The sequence below is a fragment of the Variovorax sp. 01T439_2 genome (assembly GCF_056398445.1).
In genome coordinates this window covers 1-18,116 of sequence record NZ_JBFTPJ010000009.1, presented here as the reverse complement: position 1 = coordinate 18,116, position 18,116 = coordinate 1, and the positions used below count along the sequence as shown (strand labels likewise).

Below are 18,116 nucleotides of genomic sequence, written 5' to 3'. Positions count from 1 at the left end.
GATGCACGCCGAAATGAAGCATCAACGGCAGTTCCCATGGAAACGACACCACGCCGGGCAACTCGGTCCAGAGATCCTCGAGCTTCTTCGGCAGGAACGGCACATGGTCGGTGCCCAGGCTGTAGACCGAGCCGTTCAGGATGCCGCGCCAGAGCCCGTCCTGCTCTTCCTTGTCGCGCAGTGGCGGAGAGATCTTGGCACGCATGTCGAGGTCGCTGTCATAGGCCGTCCGGGTCAGGTAGTGCTGGCAGGTCTCGACCGTGACGTGCACGCCGCGTGCCTGCGCCTCGGCGGCCAGCACCGGCCCCATGCCCACCGAAGTGTGGACGAGGTGCAGCGAGCAGCCCGTGCGCTCGGCCAGGAAGATCATCCGGCGGATCGTCTCGACCTCGCAGAAGGCTGGCCGCGACTCGGTATAGGCGGCAAGATCCTGCCGACCTGTGGCCTTGATCTCGTTCTTCATCCACGAGGCGATCTGGGTGTTCTCGCAGTGGACATTGATCACGCCGCCCGGGATCTTCGCGAGGATGCGCATGGCAGCGTATACCCATCCGTCGGTTGCCGGCACGATGCCGATGGGGTTGTCGGGTTCGTAGCCGAAGTAGCACTTGAACGAGCGCACGCCCGTCTTGGCGACGATCTCGGGAATTTCCGCGATGTGTTCCTCGCGCTGGATCCCGAAGTGAAAACCGAAATCGATGATCGAATTTTCTTCGCCGATGGCCTTGCGCTCCTCGTAAAACGGCAAGTACGAAGGCTTGAGATTGCGGATATAGAGCAGCGCGGTTGTGACTCCTCCCGAAGCCGCTGCAGCCATCTCGGTGCGCATGTCTTCCGCGTATGGATACTTGACGCCAAGGTGGCAGTGCGGGTCCACTACGCCCGGCATCAGCACGCGGCCGCCGGCATTGATTTCGCGATGGCCCTTCGGCAAGGCGCTGTCGGCGCCCGTGAGGACGATCCTTCCGTCCTTGATGGCCACCCCGCCGTGGAACTCTCCGTCATGACGCACCACACGTGCGTTTCTAATCACAAGGTCGGCGCTCATTGGGATTCCTTCAGGATGTTCTCGATTCGTCGTTGCACGCCGCTCCACTGGCTGCGTCCGACAGTGATGGGTGCGCGCGCACCGAGGCCACGGGCCCAGATGAACTTGAGCCCGAGTTCCTGCGCCGCATCGCGGTCGATGCCGCCCGGCGGCGCCGCGAGGTCCACCAGCAAGGCGTGCTTGGGAAGCGTCTGCAGCAGCTCCCGACCGAGCACGCGTGCAGGCACGCTGGCGATGACAATGTCGGTGCCAGGCAGCACCTGCGCCAGCTCTGTCAGATCGTGAGATTCGGCCCCGGCCGCATGCGCCGCGGCACGCTGCACGGCATTGCGCGCGGCAACATGCACTCGCGCGCCCAGCGCCAGCAGGGTATGGGTGACCAGCGAGCCGATGGTGCCCTGTCCGACCAAGCAGATCCTGGCGCGGTGGATCGTGATGTCGGTGTTCTCGATCAGCACTTTGAGCATTCCCTCGACGATCGCAGGACCGCGCAGCAGCATCAGGTCTTCGTCCCACTCGTATTCGTGAAGGGCGATGCTCAGTGCTTCGCAATGCGCCTTGAGTTTGGGGTCGGCCCAGCCCAGGACGATGTGGCCGCCCTTGCGCATGCCCGCGAGCATCTCGCGGTCCGGAACGATGCGCTGCTCGCATTGCGGCGCGAACAGCGCGCCATCGGGCGCAATGCCAGGGATCGGGAACAGCGCAATGTCGGCGCCTTCCAGCGCCTCTCGCGCGCTGTCGCAAGCTCGCACCCCGGCAAGTCCCTGCTCAGGCCAGGGAAAGCCATAGGCGCGCACCTCGGCGCCGGCCGCCACGGCGCAGCGCGCGATCTCCTGCTCGCGGCGGTCGCCGCCGACGATGGCGATGACGAGTTGATTCCAGTTCATGATGGCCTCACACGTTGAATAAGTTCGGATCTGGAAAGGCCGGCAATGCCCATCGCCTCGGCGCTGCGGCCACCCTGGCGGTAATCAATACCAATCAGCGTTTGCGCCAGCGTGAACAGCGACTGCGCGACCGGCGTGGCAACGCCAGCAATGGCCGCGAGCTCAAGGAAGGGCAACAGGCCGTGGCCGAAGTCCTCGCGGTAGTAGCGGTGCTGCAGCGAGTCCGGCCCCTTGATGCGCTTGTTGGCCTCGCCACCCGCAATCGCGGCCACGAAATCTTGGGTGTCGGTGACCGAGGGCTCGACGGTGCCGATGAGCTTCATCTCCTCCACAAGATTGGGCAACCGATGACCGAAGGCGGCGGCCACCGCGAGCCGCTCGTCGTCCAACGCGCGCATGGTGCGCGCCACGCCGGCCGTCATGGCCTGCACGTAGAAGGTGAAGTCGCCCTGCGTGGCTTCCACCCACGCCGCGGCCAGAACGGCGCCGGGCGGATGCAGCACCAAATTGGCATTCGCCAGCGCCGATGCCAGCACGTCCGCGACAGGTGACGCCCCGGGAAACAAGGTGCACGCCGTCCGCAACGCGGCGTCGCCACCCGGCAGTGCCGCCGCCCGCACCTGCTTGGCACGGCCGGACACGGTGACGCTGTCGGGCTGGTATTTGCGCGCGACGTAAGTCAACGTCGAGAACTCGGCGATCGGCGGCAGGTCGGCACGCACGCTGCGATAGGCGTGGGCGAAGTCCAGTGCGCCGCCGGTGTGACCAGGATTCAGCACCACCGGCCGGTCGGCCGGCCAGCCCGCGTCGGCGAGCGCGCGCGCCACGGGCGCATGCGAAAAGGTCGGGAGCGTCACCACCGCGGCGTCGGCGCCCCGTACGGCTTCGGCCAGGTTCGCAGTAATCAGTCGGGGCCGCGCGATGCCCTCGCCTAGCACGCCGGCATAGCGCACACCGCCCAAGGCTTGGAACGGCGCCAACGTTTCGGCGGACCGGTTCCACAGCACGACTTCGTGGCCGGCCTGCGTGAGCTCGGCCACAGCCGCAGCACCTCCGGCGCCCGCACCCAATATCGATATCTTCATGGCTTGATCGCTCCGGTCAATGGGCGACGAGAACGCCTTGGGCCTCGAACACCTCGCGCACCTGGCGCACGAATTGCTGGAACCCCGGGTTCTCATGAATGCCGCTCCAACGCCGCGGCCGCGAAATGTCGATCGTGAGATCGAGGTCGACGCGACCGGGCCGCGGCGACATCACGATCACGCGGTCGGCCAGGAACACGGCCTCGTCGATACCGTGCGTGATGAAGAGTACCGTGTTGCCGAGCCTCATCCACATGGTCTGCAGGTCCATGATCATCTGCTCGCGCGTCAGTGCATCGAGTGCGCCGAAGGGTTCGTCCATCAGCAGGAGGCCTGGTTCCTGGATGAGCGCGCGACAGATCGCCACGCGCTGGCGCATGCCGCCCGACAGCTCGGATGGAAACTTGTCGGCGAAGCCCTTGAGGCCGACCTGAACCAGCAGGTCGCGCGCGCGATCGGCGTACGCCTTGCGGTCGAGGCCTTTGATCTCGATGGGCAGAAGGATGTTGTCCAGGATGCTGCGCCAATACAGGAGCAGGTCGGACTGGAACACCACGCCGGCCTTGGGATGAGGCTTCAACACCTGGTCTCCGTCGATGCTCAGGCGGCCCGAGGACACCGGTGTCAGGCCGGCCAGCAGCGACAGCAACGTGCTCTTGCCGCAGCCGCTCGGGCCGACGATGGCCACGAAACTTCCGGGGGTGATGTCGAGGTCGACACGGTCGAGTGCGAGCACGTCGTCGCCGGCGCGCACCTCGTAAGACTTGGACACCCCTTCGATGGTGACGGTTGCGGCACTGCTCATGACAGCCTCTTCCAACAATTCATGTCGTTCTTCATCATTTGGCACTTTCACGGTGGAACGAAACCTTGCTCTCGACAATGGCAAGGACGAAATAGAGCAGCACGCCGATCAGCGAGATCGTGACGACGGTCGCGAAGTTGAGGGTGGTATCGAATTGCGAGTTCGCCTGCAGCTGCAGATAACCGAGGCCGCGCTCGGCGGCGATGTACTCGCCGATGATTGCGCCGATCACAGCCAGCGAGATCGCCACCTTCAGGCCGCCGAAGATGCTCGGCAGCGCGGCCGGCAAACGCACCTTGAAAAAGGTCTGCGACTCGCTCGCACCCATGGAGCGAACCATGTTGACGAGTGCCTTGTCAAGCGACTGAAGGCCGACCACGGTCGAGATCACGATTGGGAAGAACGAGATCAGGAACGCCAGGCTGATCTTTGGTGCCCAGCCATAGCCAAGATATAGAACGAGCAGTGGAGCCAATGCGATCTTCGGCACCGTTTGCAACGCCACCAGCAGCGGATACACGGCACGCTCGAAGACCTTCGAATAGAAGATCGCAAGCGCCAGCGGGATACCTATCAGCACGCCGAGCAGGAAGCCCCCGAGCACTTCGAGCAGCGTGACGTAGGAATGGGTCGCAAGCAAGTTGAAGTCGGTGACCATTCGTTTTGCGATGGCCAGCGGCGTTGGCAGCACGAACTCCGACAGGCCGGCCAGCGGAACCGCGAACTGCCAGATCAGGAGAATCGCCACCGCCAGAAGCAACGATGCATAGCGCTCGAGCGGGTTGATCCGCGGTGGCTTCTTCTTCACGATGCGAACAGCGGGCATGGCGACGAACGGGGGATGTTTGAGTTCAGTCATGGGGCCTCGACTCACTGCGCCAGCAGATCGTTGGTGAAGAAGGTTTCGGTCGGCTTGGGCGTTCCGATGGATTCATCGGTCTTCAGTAACTCGAGCGCCTGGACGATGGTTTTCGGGTCGGTCCAGCCCGTGGGCTTGCCGGACTGGGTCTCGATGGCTTCCATCGTGGCTCGCACCTGCGCTTCGATTACATCGGCCGATGGCCCGCCCTGCCAGGCCTTGGCGATGGCGGCGGTGGCGGCCTTCGGGTCCTTGCGCGTGGCGTCGATACCTTCGTTGACCGCTGCCAGGTAGCGCTTGAGGACGTCCGGCTTCTTTGCGATCAGGGCGTTGCTGGAGACCGCGGCCAGACCAGGGATCGCCAGGCCGTACTGCGCCAGGTCGAGCATTGGAAACTTGGTGCCCACACGTGCTTCGATCACCGGCAGGTCGTTGTTCTTGTAGAGGCTGACCACGTCGACCTGCTTTTGCAGGAACTGCGGCACGCGCGACTGCGCGTCCATCTGCACTTTCTTGACCTTGCTGCAATCGATCTGGTTCACCGCGCAGAAAACCGAAAGGTACGAGGTGCCCGTCTCGCCCACGGAATGCGCGATTGACTTGCCTTCGAGATCCTTCGGCTTCAACACCGGCTTGTCGATCTGCGAGATCAGCACCACCGGGGTCTTCGGCTGGTAGAGCGCAATGATCTTGACCGGCATGCCCTTCTGGATGGCGGAAGCTGCAAAAATCGCAGGCATCACAACCACGTCTTCCTGCCCCTGCAGCAATGCGCCCAATGCCGCCGGGGCACCGGCGCCCTCGCCCATCCGCACCACCAGATCCTTCGAGGCGTACAGGCCCTTTTCCTGTGCCAGATAGAGATGGGCATATTCGCCCTTGAGCTTCCAGCTGAATCGAACCTTGACCTCATCGGCGGCCCACGCCGACGAAGCCAACGCGAACGCTGCAACCAAGGCGCCCGCCCTGAGCCTGCAAGTCATCGAACTACCCGAATGATGGAATCGCATGAAATACCTGCCATTTCGTTGAGTGGTGAACGGAACAGACGCTTGCCGTTGAGGCTTGATGGGCTTAGGGTTGCGTCACATCGCAGCCATGTGGCGCCCATTGATCACAGAGTGTGATCACACTTATAATCAGCGCCAACAGGGTTAACCCGGACCCCTCAAGAAACATCGAACCGAAGAGAGCTATCCATGCAAGAGACCGTCGAACGCCCGCAACGCGAGGCCACCGCAGAACCCAGCAAACGGGCTCGCGGCAGCGTCCCCGAGGAAGTCTTTCAGCGCCTGCGGCGAGGGCTGATGGTGGGCGCCTTCGTCCCAGGCCAGGTGATGAGCCTGCGCAAGTTGGCGAGCAGCTTCGGCACCAGCGCAATGCCGATCCGCGAAGCGCTCACGCGACTGGTGGTGATCAACGCACTGGAGGACACGTCGTCCGGATCGGTCCGCGTGCCGCACCTGACCCCCAAGAAGCTCAACGAACTATTCGCTGTTCGCGAGATGATCGAAGGGGAGGCCACCGAGATGGCCTGCCGCAATTGCACGCCCTCCCTGCTGGCCAATCTGCATGCCGTCAACGAGGAATTGCTCGAGGCGATCGCCAAGCGCAATCTGATCGGCTGCCTTTCGTCGAACCAGCGCTTTCACTTCACGCTGTACCAGGCGTCGGGGACCGAAGTGTTCATGCCGCTGATCGAGTCGCTTTGGCTGCAGTTCGGACCCACCATGTACCTGTCGCTGCTGTCGCCCGACATGCCATGGGACGCCTCCGCACACGTCGAGATACTCGAAGGGCTGAAGGCAAAGAAGCCCGCCGTCGCCAAGCGTGGCGTGCTGCGCGACATCCGCAACACGGCCTTGTCGCTCGCACCCGCACTCGGTGCCCAGCAGACCTCCGACCTCCTGACGGCCCCGCTCGACGATCTCTACTTCGGCAGCTGAGGTACCTCCCACTATGAAAGGCTTGAACAGCATGACACAGCCAGGACATGACTTGCGCCTCGAACAACTCGGCATCGAGTTGCCAAAGGCGGTTGCTCCTGCAGCGAACTACGTGCCGGCGCGCAAGAGCGGCTCCTTCGTCTACATAGCGGGACAGGTTCCGACCGCCGACGGCAAGGACCGGTACGTCGGCAAGGTCGGCAAGGACGTGTCGATCGAAGAGGCCCAGAAAGCCGCCCGGCTGTGCGCCATCAACATCCTGGCCCAGCTGCGCACTGCGCTGGGCGGAAGCCTCGACAGCGTGGTCGGTTGCATTCGCCTGGGCGGTTTCGTCAACGCTACGCCCGAGTTCGGCGACCACCCAAAGGTGATCAACGGCGCGTCCGACCTGATGGTCGAAGTATTCGGCGACGCAGGGCGACATGCCCGCGCGGCGGTGGGCTGCAACTCGCTGCCGCGCAACGTGGCCGTCGAAGTGGATGCCATTTTCGAGATCGGCTGAGATGAACCGCCTCGGTTCGAAAGACGACGGCCGCGTGCCCATCCATGTGTTGACGGGCTTCCTTGGCAGTGGTAAGACAACCCTGCTGCGCCATTTGCTGGCCGACAACCATCTGGCAGACACCGCGGTGGTCATCAACGAATTCGGGGAAGTCGGCCTGGACCATCTGCTGGTGCGCGAAGTCGCCGAAGACGTCGTGCTTCTCAGCTCGGGCTGCCTGTGCTGCTCCGTGCGCGACGACCTGGTGTCTACGCTGGCCGAGCTGCATGGGCTGATGCGAGTCGGCGAGATTCCGGCCTTCGCTCGCGTGGTCGTCGAGACCACCGGGCTGGCCGATCCCGCGCCGATCATGCAAGCCATCCTGAGCGAGCAGAGCCTGGTCCCCTGGTTCCGGATGGGCCAGGTGATCACGACTGCCGATGCCGTGAATGCGGAGCAGACCTTGACTCGCCATCGCGAAGCCAGGCAGCAGCTCGCTTGCGCCGATAGGGTGATCCTGACCAAGGCCGACCTGATCGACGAATCCGATTGCACCGTGCTGTTGGACAAGCTCCGGGCAAGGAATCCGTCGGCCAGCCTGAAGATCTCGCGCAAGGAACAGCTGCCCGCAGCCGAGATATTGGAAGCGATCGATGCCCAATGGCGCCGTTCGGTCGTCCCTGCGCAGCTCGCGTCGGACGACGATCCGCTGCGAATGCCGGCGATTCCCCATGCGCCCGGACACGACGAAGCGATCAAGACTTTCACGGTGCGGCTGCCACAGCCGGTCGAATGGGCACACTTCGTCGACTGGCTGGAGCTGCTGCTCGCAAGCCGGGGCGATGCGGTCCTGCGAGTCAAGGGATTGCTGTCAGTCAGCGACGATGAGCGACCCGTGGTCGTGCAAGGCGTCCAGCACGTGCTCTATCCGATCGAACGGCTGCCGGCATGGCCGGACGAATCGGCCCGGCCCGGCTGGATCGTTTTCATTGCGCGCGACCTGACGCAGCGTGCAATCGAAAACTCACTGCGCAGCGTCTACGAGCACAGCCTGGTATGAAGAGGTGGCGTCGAACGGGGCGGCGCTGACCTGCCGACCGCGCCGCAGCACCACGCGGCCGCCCGGACGGCGCGCGAGCGCGTCGTCGAACGACGAGGCCGGAACCAGCACCAGGTCGGCCACGTCTCCGACTTCGATGCGCCGCCGTCCGCCGCAGACCAACGCCGTGAGCGCCTCCGGGTCATCGACGTGCGAGGCCATTGCGCCGACGAAGGCGGTCTCGAGCATGTCGCCGTCGCCGGCGGCGTCCAGCGGCTGCGGACGCTGCGCCGATGCCGCGAAAGCGCGATTGGCATGCGCATGCAGATTGACGAGCGAAGGCAGCGCCAACAAGTGCGGCTTCACAGTGCCGACGGCCGGCAAGATCGCGGCCACGCGCTCGCTTTCCAGCGTGACGTCGAAGCTGCCCGCCCGGCCGCCGAGCGCGCGCCTCGAAGGATCCGTTGCATCAGTTGCCGTTGTCGTAGAGCGTGGTGGTGGTTTCGACGTTTTCATCGTGCAGGCCGGCCCGCTCGACGGCCGCAGCAGCCAGCTCCCTGGCCTTTTGGCGCAGCGCGGGTTCGTCGACGCCGTGCACCTTGCCGTCGCTGTAGAGCGTTTTGCCGTCGACCCAGGTCTGCGAGATCGACGCGGTGGATGCCGAGAAGACGAGCGCCTGCAGCGGATCGTGGAATGGCGTCCATTCGATGTGGTCGAGGTCGAACAGGATGAAGTCGGCCTTCTTCCCGATTTCGAGCGAGCCGATGTCGTGATCCCACATCGCCGCCTTGGCGCCGTCGATGGTGGCCGCCCGGAGCGCCTGGCGGGCCGTGAACACATCGGGCTTCATGCGCGCGTCCTTGAACATGCCCGCAACGATCAGCATCTGCCGCATCAGGTTCATGTTGCCGGCCGCTGACACACCGTCGGTGCCAAGGCCCACCGTCACGCCGGCGGCAACCATCTCCGGGTACTTGCCGATTGCCGTCGCGCCCTTGCCGAGCTTGAACGACGAGCAGGGGCAGAACGCCACCTTGGCGCCGCGACTGGCCAGCAGCGCCACCTCGTCGTCGCTCACGGCGGCGCCGTGCGCGATCACCAAGTTGGAGCCGATACCACCCGCGCGGTCAATCCGCGTGATCGGCCAGCAGCCATACTTTTCCTCGCAGACCTTCGCCTCTTCGATCGAGGTCGCCAGGTGATAGGTGGTGCCGACGCCAAGCCGCTCGGCGAGCTTTTGCGCGCCGACGTGAAGTTCGAGCGTGCACGGCTCTTTTCCCTCGATGTTGACCCAGCACCGCACCCGCCCATCGAGTGCGCCGTCGTACTTGCGAACGCAGGCCTCGAGTTCCGCAAGCGCTGCTTCCGCACTGGGGAAGAAATGATGGCGCGCCATTTCTTCGGTCCAACCACGTGGCAGCTCGGGCGGCGGGTTGTCCGCAGCGTGGCGACCTGTCACGCCGCGGATACCGGTCTTTTCCATCGCCCGTACTGTGATTCCAGGGTCGTACTGCGACCCCATGTCGATGAAGCAGGTCGTACCGTTGCGCAGCATCTCGGTGATACCGAGCAGTGCGCCCCAATACTCGTCCTCCTCGGTGATGTGGGCATAGAAGGGCTTGGCCCAATGGAAGACCCAGGCTCGCGTGTTCAAGTTGTCCGGAAACACGGCGCGAGACAGCGTCTCCGACAGATGGACATGGCTGTCGACGAAGCCCGGGCAGATGCCGAGCATGCGGCCGTCCATGACGCGGTCGAAGGCCTCGCCTCGGTGTCGCGCCGCCACCTCGGCGGCCGGACCGATGTCGACGATGCGGTCGTCATCGAGCAGGATGCTGGCGTTGCGCAACACAGTGTCGTTGGCATCGACGAGGAAGGCGAATTCAAGGTGCTCGATGAGCGTACGCATGACAGGTGTCTTTCGAGATCGGGTTATCGGGCCGCTGCTCAGCCCTTGACGACCAGCAGCTTGTCGGTGTTGGCGTAGTCCGACAGGAGTTCGCAGCCACTGGCGGTGACCAGCAACATGTCCTTGTTCTGCATACCGAAGCCATGCCCCGTTTCATAGCACAACGGCTCGAAGCCCAGCACCATGCCCTCCTCGATCACGGCGTCGCTGCCGGGACGGCCCAACACCGGCGTCTTGCCGAGGTAGGGGTCCTCGTGCAGATGCAGGCCGATGCCATGACCGACGAACGAGATCGGTGGCAACTTCATCTCGGCCAGCTTGGCAATGAAAGCGTCGTAGATGCCGCGGCAGCTGGCACCCGGCTTCACCATCTCCATGATGCGGTACTTGCAGTCGACCAGGTGCTGCCAGATGGCCTCGGCATGGGGCGGCGCCTCGTGCACGACGGCGGTCCGGCAGACGCCGGCTTGGTAGCCGTCGATCACCGAAAAGATCTCGACTCGGCAGACATCGCGTGGCGTGAGCCTGCGATCGCTCGGGCCGACGTTCGGCAGCACGCTGCGCTCGCCAGTGGCGATGATCATCAATTTGAAGTGCTCGGCACCCAGCGCATAGACGTTGCGCGTCAGGTGTCCGGCGATGTCCATCTCCGAATCGCCCGCCTTCACCGCTGCTAGCGCATCGGTGATGGCTTGATCTGCAATGCGCGAGAGCCGACGCAGCAAGGCGATTTCGTCCGGCGTCTTGATCTGACGCAGCCGTGCGAGGATCTGCTCGCAGTGCTCGAAACGAGCCTCCGGAAGCGCCTTCTGCAGGCGTGCGAAGTCGCCCGCCGGCAGGTAGTCCATCTCTATGCCGATGCGGCCTTGTCCAAGGCCGAGCTTTCGCAACTGATCGGCCAGCACTGACATCGCGTCGTCAGTGAACTCCGCCCAGATGCGGGTCGATACGTCCGGTGCATGGCGCTTCACCGTGCTGGCCTCCATGTCCACCGAGAACAGTTCGGTGCGGCCGTTCGCCGTCACGATGGCCATCGCATGGCGATGCCGGATCAGTGGCTGCGACGGGACGACGAAGCCAGTGGCGTAAGCGTAGTTTTCCGGCGAGCACGAGACCATGGCGTCGAGCTTGTGTTCGGCGATCGCCTTGATCTGCCGATCGATGATTGCTTTGCGCATCTGGAACCTTCCTTGGATGAATGTTGACGAGTGCGAGGCGCCGCTCAGTCGCGGACGGTGTACTTCTCGACCTTGGCCAGATCGACGTCGATGCCCATGCCCGGTGCCGTCGGCACCTCGATGCCGCCATCGACGAGCTTCATGGGAGCGACGATCAGGTCGTCGCGGTAGTAGATGCCGCCGACTTGGCCGTGCTGCCATTCAGCCGGCGTTGACACGGGCACCACGCACGACAGCGTGGCCGCAGGCGCCGCAGCGGCCAGATGGACGTTGGCGAGGTTGCCTATGCCGGTCTCGACCGAGCCATTGACGTTGCAGATGATCCCGGCCGCGCGACACACGGCCGCGACCTCCATGGCCTTGTAGAGGCCGCCGGGTTTGGTGCTGTAGATCGATACGATCTGCGCCGCGCGCCGCTCGCTGATCTGGATCACGTCGTGCGCGTTCCATGCCGATTCGTCGGCCATCACCGGCGGGTCGATGGCCCGCGCCACTTCCGCGATGCGTTCTATGCCCATCACCGGTTGCTCCACGTATTTGAGCCGGTACGGCTCCATCGCACGCACCGTCGCGATGGCTTCGCCGGGCGTTCGATAGCCCTCGTTCGCATCGACGCACAGTTCGATGTCGTCGCCCACCGCCCCCCGGATGGTCCGCACCATGTCGATGTCACGCTTGGCATCAACGCCGATCTTGATCTTGATCGTCTTGATACCTTCGGCAGCAACCTGCGCCACTTCCTTTTCGGCTTCTGCGATCGGGATCAAGCCGATCGAATGCGTCACCATCACGCGCGGTCGCACCTTGCCACCGAGCAGCATGTGCACTGGCAGGCCGAGCCACCGGCCCGTGACGTCGTAAGCGGCGAATTCGACCGCGGCCTTGGCGTACGGATAGCCACGGATTACCGCGTCCATGCGTGCATGCATCTCCGCGAAATTCCCGAGCTCAACACCAATCAGCGATGGTGCAAGGTACTTCTCGATCACCGTCTTGGCGATGAGCGTGGACTCGCCGAAGTAGCGCCCAAATTCGCCGCCCCAATCTTTTAGCGCAGGCGCCTCGCCCCAGCCTGTGCGGCCGTCGCTGTCGACGACGCGGGTCAGCAGATAACGGCCGATGGATTCGGTCAGGCCGGTCCATTTGTGTTCTCTGCGCGTGGGAAGCTGAACAAGCAACGTTTCTATGGATTGGATCGTCGGCATCGAGAAACTCCTCGGATTTCTAGGCAGGTCTTGGCAGCCCATCTGCAAAGACCTGATTGTGATCACATTTTGTGATCAAATTATGCGAGTGTCAACGGGTCTTGCGCTGAGACGCAGAATTCGCAGACCAACAAGCTGCGGATGCAGCAATTCAGGAGACAGATGTGGTCATCGAGATAACCAACTACTACGCGCTGCCCGGGCAGTTCGAGGCCGTCCTGGCGCAGCGCGAACACGCGAGCCAGGTCCGTGCGGAACTGGGATTGCCAGCCGGCCGGATCTTCAGGAAATTGGAGGGCGCGGGGCCGGATGTGCGTTGGGAGTGCTACTTCGAGAACCGTGCCGCGTACGAGGCCGATCTTGCAAGGCGCAACAACTCGGCCGAGTTCCGAGCGGCTCGCGAATGCATGCACACGCTACTTGAGCGTTTTGAGCGACATCTTCAGACGGAAGCCGATACCTCGCGAATCGTTGCTGATCCTCTTCGAAACTGTTGACTGGAAAAATGCCGCTGCCATCTGCGGTTACTTCGCCGAGTATGTTGAGGAACCGGCTCAAGGTCCGACAGTTGAGTTTGCTTGCTGCGCTCGGCGCGGTTCCCTCGCCGCACAGCGGCCGACCAGTTGGGCATGAGCCAGCCTGCGGTGACCCGGCTGCCGCATGAGCTTGAGGAGATGCTCTGCTGCCGGCTGTTCGAGCGCACAAACCGAGGTCCGATTCCGACGGGTGCGGGCCAGCTTCTGATCCGGCACGCGACAGTATTTTTGGCTGGCATCGACAAGATCTACGAGGATGCGCGTTCGCTGAAGATCGGCATCACAGGAGCCCTCCGAGTGGGCGTGGCCACAGGAGGAAGACCGACATCGTGCCGTCTGCCATCGGCCTTGGCTCCAGTGGGTGACGTAAAGAGTACTCATCCGTTTGCCGGCATAACCGGCCGGCCCCATCGATGCGCTGCCTCAGCACCGTGGCCGCGCGGATTAGAGGCAGCCCGAAGCCGAGTGCCGAATTTCAAGCCGGGTCAACCAATGATTGCCGCGCTGCAAAGGCTGCTGCTTGCAGCGGTCTATAGGCGAACAGCCGGACCCCGCTGCGCTCAGTTCATTTCCGTCAAAGCCTCCTTGACACCCTGTTCTCGCAGCGGCGTGTCGCCGCCTTCGAGGTGCAGGGCGGCATGCGACGGCACGGGTGTTGCACAGTCCTTATGGATCACGCCGTCCTTCATCACCAATTGCACCTTCGCAGGGTCCGTCAGCAGCGACAGGTTCTTCAGCGGATCGCCGTCGACCAGGACGATGTCGGCGAGAAATCCCGCCTTCAACTGTCCGAGCTCATCCGGCCGCTGCATGATCTGCCCGCCCAGGCGCGTTGCCGCCATCAACGCTTCCTTGGGCGTCATGCCGATGTAGTCGACAAAGTACTGGAGGTCGTTGGCATTGGTTCCGTGCGGCATCCATGCAAAGCCGTAGTCCCCGCCGGGYAGGATGCGAATGCCGCGCTTGTGCATCTCGCGCAATGAGGCCGACGCAATCTCCAGCTCGCGCTTGTAGCCCATCTGCGTCGCCACGGCCTCGGTAATGCCGTATTCAGCCGCGTTGTAGGTCGTACGAATGAGCCAGCCGATGCCGGGCGCCACAAAGTGCCGGTCCTTCGCCGCCTCCAGCATGTCCAGCGCTTCCGAATCGGCAAAGCTCGCGTGGTAGACCATCTCGATGCCGTGGCGCACGCATTGTTTGACCGACTCGCTCGATCGCGCATGTGCCGCCATGCGCTTGCCGTAGCGCTTGGCTTCTTGCGCCAGCATGGCGACTTCGTCTTCCGCAAACGGCGACATCTCCGCCGGCAAGCCTGCGATGTACTCGCCCGACAAGTTGATCTTCAGGTGGTCGACCCCGTACTTGATGAAGGTGCGAGCCGACCTACGGATCTCTTCGGGGCCGCTGCACACGCTGCCAAAGCTCAGTTCCTCGAACTTCATGTGCGGCAGCGTGTTGTCACCCAGTGCGCCGATGGTGGTGATCTCCTGGCTGCCCGCCAGGTAGCGCGGGCCGGGGAATTCTCCCGCGTCGATGGCGTTGCGCAAGACCACGTCCAGCCGTGGCTTGGCCGCTGCCGCGCCGATCGCCGAGGTCCATCCCATGTCGAGGTAGCGCTTGGCCACGCGCACGCACCAGAGCATGTGCTCTTCGGGCGGCATGAACTGGATGGCCGCGAGCGACGGCTGGTCGTTCCAGGAGAAGTGCGTGTGGGCCTCAGTCATGCCCGGCATGAGAAAGCGGCCCTTGCCGTCGATCACGCGCGCGTCGTCGGTGCTCACGCGCTTCGGAAAGCGAACGACTTCCATGATGCGCTTTCCTTCGACGAGAAGATCGCCGGTGTACGGGTCTTCGCCCGAGCCGTCGAAGATGCGGACATTGGTAAATGCAATACGGGTCATCGTTGTCTCCTCCGGCTTGTGCCGGGCCATGGGTTGTCGAAAGGGGGGACCTGGCGTCGTCTCAGCGGAGCGCCGCATAGAAGGCTTCGAGTTCTTGTACGCAGCGCTGCGGCTGCTCGAAAGTCGTCCAGTGGCCGCATTCATCGAGCACAACGAGACGACTGCCGACGATGCGTTCCTGCATGGCGTGAACGTTGGCCACCGGGGCTACGACGTCTTGGTCGCCGGTGACCAACAGCGTCGGAACGTCAATGTGTTCGAGCGCGGCCGCCTCTGCATCGGCGAGCGCCGCACAGCTCTGCGCGTAGCCCTCGGGCGACTGGCGCATGACGCTCTCGCGCACCAGCGCGAGCACTGCCGGTTGCTGTTCCTTCGTCTGCGTGCTCGTCGCGGCCTTCACGATGGCATCGGCGATGTCCTGCATGGCTGCCACACCGCCACGTGCCGCGTTGGCACGGGCCGCGATATTGGAGCGCGTGGCATCCGGAGGCGCAGCCAGCGGGCCGAAGAGCGCCAGCGATTTCACCATACCAGGGCTACGCAGTGCCAGGTGCTGAGCGACGATCGTGCCCATCGAGTGCGCCATCACATGCACCGACCCGACGTCGAGCGTCGAGAGAAGCCTCAGCATCGCGTCCACGTAGTGCTCGATCGACAGGGCCTTGCCATCCGCCGGCAGCGGTGACCTCGCGCTGCCGGGCAGGTCGGGCCTGATGCGGCGAAAACCACCGAGTGCCGGCAACACGGGTGTCCAGTTGTTCGACGAGCCGCCCAGCCCGTGGATGCACAGCAGTGCCGTGCCGTCGCCGTCGATCTCGACGGTGAGGTCATTCAGAACTTGGGTCGTCATTGCGCAGCCCCTCAGACGAACTTGTTCTCGATGGCGCCCAGCCGATCGATCTCCACACGCACCACGTCGCCCGCGCGCAGGTAGCGCGGCGGGCTCATGCCCATGCCCACGCCAGCCGGCGTGCCGGTAGCGATGACATCGCCGGGGTACAGCGTGATGCCGCGCGAGATAGTCTCAATCAACGTGGGGATGTCGAAGATCATGTTCTCGGTCGGGCCGTCTTGGCGCAGCTCGCCATTGACCCAGCAGCGCACGCGCGTCTTGGTGCCGTCGAACTCGTCGGCCGTAACGATCCACGGGCCCATGGGGCAGAAAGTGTCGAAAGACTTGCCCAGATCCCATTGCCCATGGCGCATCTGCACATCGCGCGCGGTCACGTCGTTGACGACCGTGTAGCCGAACACGTGCGACATCGCAGCGGCGCGCGTGATGTTCTTGCCGCCCTTGCCGATGACCACCGCCAGTTCGGCCTCGTAGTCGATTTGCGTGGACACCTCGGAAGGCACGAGCACGTCGTCATGCGGGCCCACGACGCACTCAGGCACCTTGGTGAAGACGATGGGCCAGTCGTCGGTCTTGGCCATGTTGTCCTTGAACACGGAGGCAGCCAGTTCCTTGGCATGCGCGTGGTAATTGCGGCCCACGCACCAGAGGTTGCGACGCGGCTTGGGCAACGGCGCATCGAGCACCACATCGCCCAGGTTGACGGCCGGACCGGCAGCCTCCGGAAGCGAGCCGCCCTCGGCCAGGGCTTCGATCAGCGTCAGTACGCCGCTGTCGGCTTGGGCCTGCGTGAGTTCCAGTGGGGTGACGGTCTTCCCGTCTGCGGAGACGAGGCCGACCTTGCGGTGACCTTCGCTCGTGAAAGTGGCGATTCGCATAAAGGTTTGCTCCTGTGTATTAGCGATGCGCCAACTTTAGAAATTGCGAGCCGAGCGCGCTTATCGGCCGATCCAACGGCGTATCAAATCGTCTGGTGTGCTCCTAAGGACTTACCCGAGGCGCTGTGCCGGTCAGGGGTGTGGGGAGGAACAATCGCCGCAAACGACCTCGATGAAGCACGCAGATGCAGGAAGCCTATGCACTCCACGAAGGCGCGTTCGGCACGGCGATCGTCCTGGAGGCGAGCGCCAATCTGGTGTCGCACGCGCACTCGGAAACGCAGCTCGCCCTTTGGCTGGGCGGAGCGCGGGCGTGCGCGCACGTTGGTACGGAAACCGTCGACTACAGCGAAAGCGTGGCGCTGGGGGTGAACGCGTTCGAGGCGCACGACATGGTGCGCCTGGACCATGCTGGTTCGAGCCTGTTCATCGTCTTCATGATCAAGAAGGACTGGCTCGACGCGCTGGGCCAAGCGAAGGACCGCAGCTTCCAGTTTCCGTCGCCCCGCGTGCCCATCGGCGACGCGCTGCGGCGTTCATGCTGGCGGGTGCTGGACCTGATGATCTGCGCGGGGACCGGACGCGAACAGGTCGACAAGGAGGTGGAGCGCCTGTTGGAGGCCGCCATCGCGGCTTCCACGACGGGCGGCGAAGCGCCGCCCGTGGCCGGTGGCATCGGCGTCACGCTGGACCATCGCCTGCGCGCCGCCATCGCCCACATGCGTGCGCATGTCTCGGAGAAGACGACCATCGACGAGATCGCGGCCAAGGTCGGCCTGTCGCGCGCGCACTTCTTCGCGCTGTTCCGCGATCAACTGCACACGACCCCGCAGGTGTTTTGGAGCGGCGTGCGCGTCGAGGAGGCGATGCGGCGTGTCAGCGAAGGGGGCGAGCTCACGGACGTCGCGCTCGACCTGGGTTTTTCGGCGCCGGGGAACTTCTCGCGCTTCTTCAAGGAGCACACCGGGATTTCGCCGTCGATCTTCAAGCGGGCCACGCGCGCGCCTTCACCTGTCACGGTCACAGGAATTCCGCGCGAGAGGCAGGGCTTCTAGGCGAACCGAAGCTGATGCCATGTAAGTCAATCTCTTCGCAATTCTGCGACGTCGTTCGGTCAAGAACGTCATGTGCAAATTGCAGGCTGCCCATCAATCAGCGCACCGGTAACGAGGCGTGAATCAGCGCAGCGATTGCCTTGCAAGCGTCGATGCGTTGACGTCCATGCGATACCGGAAAACTCGCGCGTCGATGAGTTCTCCATACTTCTGCACCGGCGCTCCCAGTCGGGCGATGATTTTCCCGGCAGCGGCCTCGCTGGTGCACTCGACGAGGACGTAGCAGTCCTCGCTGCCCACGTAGCCCGAATCCGCCGTCACCGGCCTGGAAAGGCCAGCATCGGCCTCGACAAAGTGGATCGAAGCCGTGCCCGGTTGGTCGAGCACTTCCAGAACGCCCGCAAGCGCCGGCATCATGGCCGGATCCCGGCATCATGGCCGGATCACCGGA

Annotated in this window: 19 protein-coding genes and 3 pseudogenes; 8 read left to right on the top strand and 14 right to left on the bottom strand. The window is 63.9% G+C overall.

Annotated features, from left to right (window positions below; genetic code table 11):
* From AC1DOC_RS00910 to AC1DOC_RS00900, 3 genes are all read right to left on the bottom strand, one after another.
* Window positions 1-1,096, bottom strand: a 1,096-nt coding sequence (locus tag AC1DOC_RS00910; RefSeq protein WP_478129292.1) for a dihydroorotase, incomplete at its 3' end; no start/stop codon positions are given.
* Window positions 1,045-1,935: a dipicolinate synthase subunit DpsA gene (locus AC1DOC_RS00905; RefSeq protein WP_015866076.1), complete on the bottom strand. Its 891-nt coding sequence runs from the start codon at window positions 1,933-1,935 to the stop codon at window positions 1,045-1,047. The genes AC1DOC_RS00910 and AC1DOC_RS00905, both read right to left, overlap by 52 nt.
* Window positions 1,932-3,020 carry an NAD/NADP-dependent octopine/nopaline dehydrogenase family protein gene (locus AC1DOC_RS00900; protein ID WP_015866077.1) on the bottom strand — a complete coding sequence of 363 codons (1,089 nt, stop codon included), beginning with the start codon at window positions 3,018-3,020 and terminating at the stop codon, window positions 1,932-1,934. The genes AC1DOC_RS00905 and AC1DOC_RS00900 overlap by 4 nt, the downstream gene beginning before the upstream one ends.
* A gap of 19 nt (window positions 3,021-3,039) precedes the next feature.
* On the opposite strand from AC1DOC_RS00900, the pseudogene AC1DOC_RS00895 reads away from it, so the two are divergent.
* Window positions 3,040-3,114, top strand: a pseudogene (locus tag AC1DOC_RS00895) (hypothetical protein); the annotation flags it as partial.
* Window positions 3,115-3,339: 225 nt separating this feature from the next.
* Here AC1DOC_RS00895 and AC1DOC_RS00890 read toward each other — a convergent pair.
* From AC1DOC_RS00890 to AC1DOC_RS00880, 3 genes and pseudogenes are all read right to left on the bottom strand, one after another.
* Window positions 3,340-3,825, bottom strand: a pseudogene (locus AC1DOC_RS00890) (ABC transporter ATP-binding protein); the annotation flags it as partial.
* A 34-nt stretch (window positions 3,826-3,859) separates the two neighbouring features.
* Complete coding sequence (locus AC1DOC_RS00885; RefSeq protein ID WP_015866079.1) at window positions 3,860-4,684, bottom strand: ABC transporter permease; 825 nt, start codon at window positions 4,682-4,684, stop codon at window positions 3,860-3,862.
* Between the two features lie 11 nt (window positions 4,685-4,695).
* Complete coding sequence (locus AC1DOC_RS00880) at window positions 4,696-5,640, bottom strand: ABC transporter substrate-binding protein (protein WP_478080777.1); 945 nt, start codon at window positions 5,638-5,640, stop codon at window positions 4,696-4,698.
* Between the two features lie 243 nt (window positions 5,641-5,883).
* Between AC1DOC_RS00880 and AC1DOC_RS00875 the strand changes: the two genes are divergently transcribed.
* Genes AC1DOC_RS00875 through AC1DOC_RS00865 form a run of 3 tightly spaced genes read left to right on the top strand, consistent with a single transcriptional unit; the run spans window position 5,884 to window position 8,171 of the window.
* Window positions 5,884-6,630, top strand: a complete 747-nt coding sequence (locus AC1DOC_RS00875) for a GntR family transcriptional regulator (RefSeq protein ID WP_015866081.1) — start codon at window positions 5,884-5,886, stop codon at window positions 6,628-6,630.
* A gap of 52 nt (window positions 6,631-6,682) precedes the next feature.
* Window positions 6,683-7,132 (top strand): RidA family protein, encoded by a 450-nt coding sequence (locus tag AC1DOC_RS00870; protein WP_478080776.1) that lies wholly within the window; start codon window positions 6,683-6,685, stop codon window positions 7,130-7,132.
* Between the two features lies 1 nt (window position 7,133).
* Window positions 7,134-8,171: a CobW family GTP-binding protein gene (locus AC1DOC_RS00865; protein ID WP_015866083.1), complete on the top strand. Its 1,038-nt coding sequence runs from the start codon at window positions 7,134-7,136 to the stop codon at window positions 8,169-8,171.
* On the opposite strand, the gene AC1DOC_RS00860 is transcribed toward AC1DOC_RS00865, so the two are convergent.
* Together AC1DOC_RS00860 and AC1DOC_RS00855 are read right to left on the bottom strand one after the other, a co-directional pair.
* On the bottom strand, window positions 8,136-8,546 hold the full coding sequence (locus AC1DOC_RS00860; protein ID WP_041945814.1) for a hypothetical protein: 411 nt from the start codon (window positions 8,544-8,546) through the stop codon (window positions 8,136-8,138). The genes AC1DOC_RS00865 and AC1DOC_RS00860 overlap by 36 nt on opposite strands.
* A gap of 73 nt (window positions 8,547-8,619) precedes the next feature.
* A complete protein-coding gene (locus tag AC1DOC_RS00855; RefSeq protein ID WP_478129291.1) occupies window positions 8,620-9,897 on the bottom strand; it encodes an amidohydrolase family protein in 1,278 nt (425 codons plus the stop codon).
* Between AC1DOC_RS00855 and AC1DOC_RS00850 the strand changes: the two genes are divergently transcribed.
* On the top strand, window positions 9,850-10,137 hold the full coding sequence (locus tag AC1DOC_RS00850) for a hypothetical protein (protein WP_478129290.1): 288 nt from the start codon (window positions 9,850-9,852) through the stop codon (window positions 10,135-10,137). The genes AC1DOC_RS00855 and AC1DOC_RS00850 overlap by 48 nt on opposite strands.
* Here the strand turns inward: AC1DOC_RS00850 and AC1DOC_RS00845 are convergent.
* Both AC1DOC_RS00845 and AC1DOC_RS00840 read right to left on the bottom strand, forming a co-directional pair.
* Window positions 10,098-11,237 carry a M24 family metallopeptidase gene (locus AC1DOC_RS00845; protein ID WP_015866085.1) on the bottom strand — a complete coding sequence of 380 codons (1,140 nt, stop codon included), beginning with the start codon at window positions 11,235-11,237 and terminating at the stop codon, window positions 10,098-10,100. The two genes, AC1DOC_RS00850 and AC1DOC_RS00845, sit on opposite strands and share 40 nt — an antisense overlap.
* Before the next feature lie 44 nt (window positions 11,238-11,281).
* Window positions 11,282-12,442, bottom strand: coding sequence for an enolase C-terminal domain-like protein (locus tag AC1DOC_RS00840; RefSeq protein WP_015866086.1), 1,161 nt, complete (start codon window positions 12,440-12,442; stop codon window positions 11,282-11,284).
* Window positions 12,443-12,606: 164 nt separating this feature from the next.
* Here AC1DOC_RS00840 and AC1DOC_RS00835 point away from each other — a divergent pair, with 164 nt between their 5' ends.
* Complete coding sequence (locus AC1DOC_RS00835) at window positions 12,607-12,939, top strand: hypothetical protein (protein WP_015866087.1); 333 nt, start codon at window positions 12,607-12,609, stop codon at window positions 12,937-12,939.
* 81 nt (window positions 12,940-13,020) lie between these two features.
* A pseudogene (locus AC1DOC_RS00830) lies at window positions 13,021-13,167 on the top strand (helix-turn-helix domain-containing protein); the annotation flags it as partial.
* Between the two features lie 371 nt (window positions 13,168-13,538).
* Here AC1DOC_RS00830 and AC1DOC_RS00825 read toward each other — a convergent pair.
* The 3 genes from AC1DOC_RS00825 to AC1DOC_RS00815 form a co-directional block, all read right to left on the bottom strand.
* The gene (locus AC1DOC_RS00825) at window positions 13,539-14,879 is read right to left on the bottom strand and encodes an amidohydrolase family protein (protein ID WP_015866088.1); all 1,341 of its coding nucleotides are present in this window, start codon (window positions 14,877-14,879) and stop codon (window positions 13,539-13,541) included.
* A 61-nt stretch (window positions 14,880-14,940) separates the two neighbouring features.
* Window positions 14,941-15,729, bottom strand: coding sequence for an alpha/beta fold hydrolase (locus tag AC1DOC_RS00820; RefSeq protein WP_015866089.1), 789 nt, complete (start codon window positions 15,727-15,729; stop codon window positions 14,941-14,943).
* 11 nt (window positions 15,730-15,740) lie between these two features.
* Window positions 15,741-16,610, bottom strand: a complete 870-nt coding sequence (locus tag AC1DOC_RS00815; protein ID WP_015866090.1) for a fumarylacetoacetate hydrolase family protein — start codon at window positions 16,608-16,610, stop codon at window positions 15,741-15,743.
* Window positions 16,611-16,795: 185 nt separating this feature from the next.
* On the opposite strand from AC1DOC_RS00815, the gene AC1DOC_RS00810 reads away from it, so the two are divergent.
* Window positions 16,796-17,665 (top strand): helix-turn-helix domain-containing protein, encoded by an 870-nt coding sequence (locus AC1DOC_RS00810; RefSeq protein WP_015866091.1) that lies wholly within the window; start codon window positions 16,796-16,798, stop codon window positions 17,663-17,665.
* Window positions 17,666-17,788: 123 nt separating this feature from the next.
* On the opposite strand, the gene AC1DOC_RS00805 is transcribed toward AC1DOC_RS00810, so the two are convergent.
* Window positions 17,789-18,082 (bottom strand): hypothetical protein, encoded by a 294-nt coding sequence (locus tag AC1DOC_RS00805; RefSeq protein WP_478129289.1) that lies wholly within the window; start codon window positions 18,080-18,082, stop codon window positions 17,789-17,791.
* Window positions 18,083-18,116: the final 34 nt, after the last annotated feature.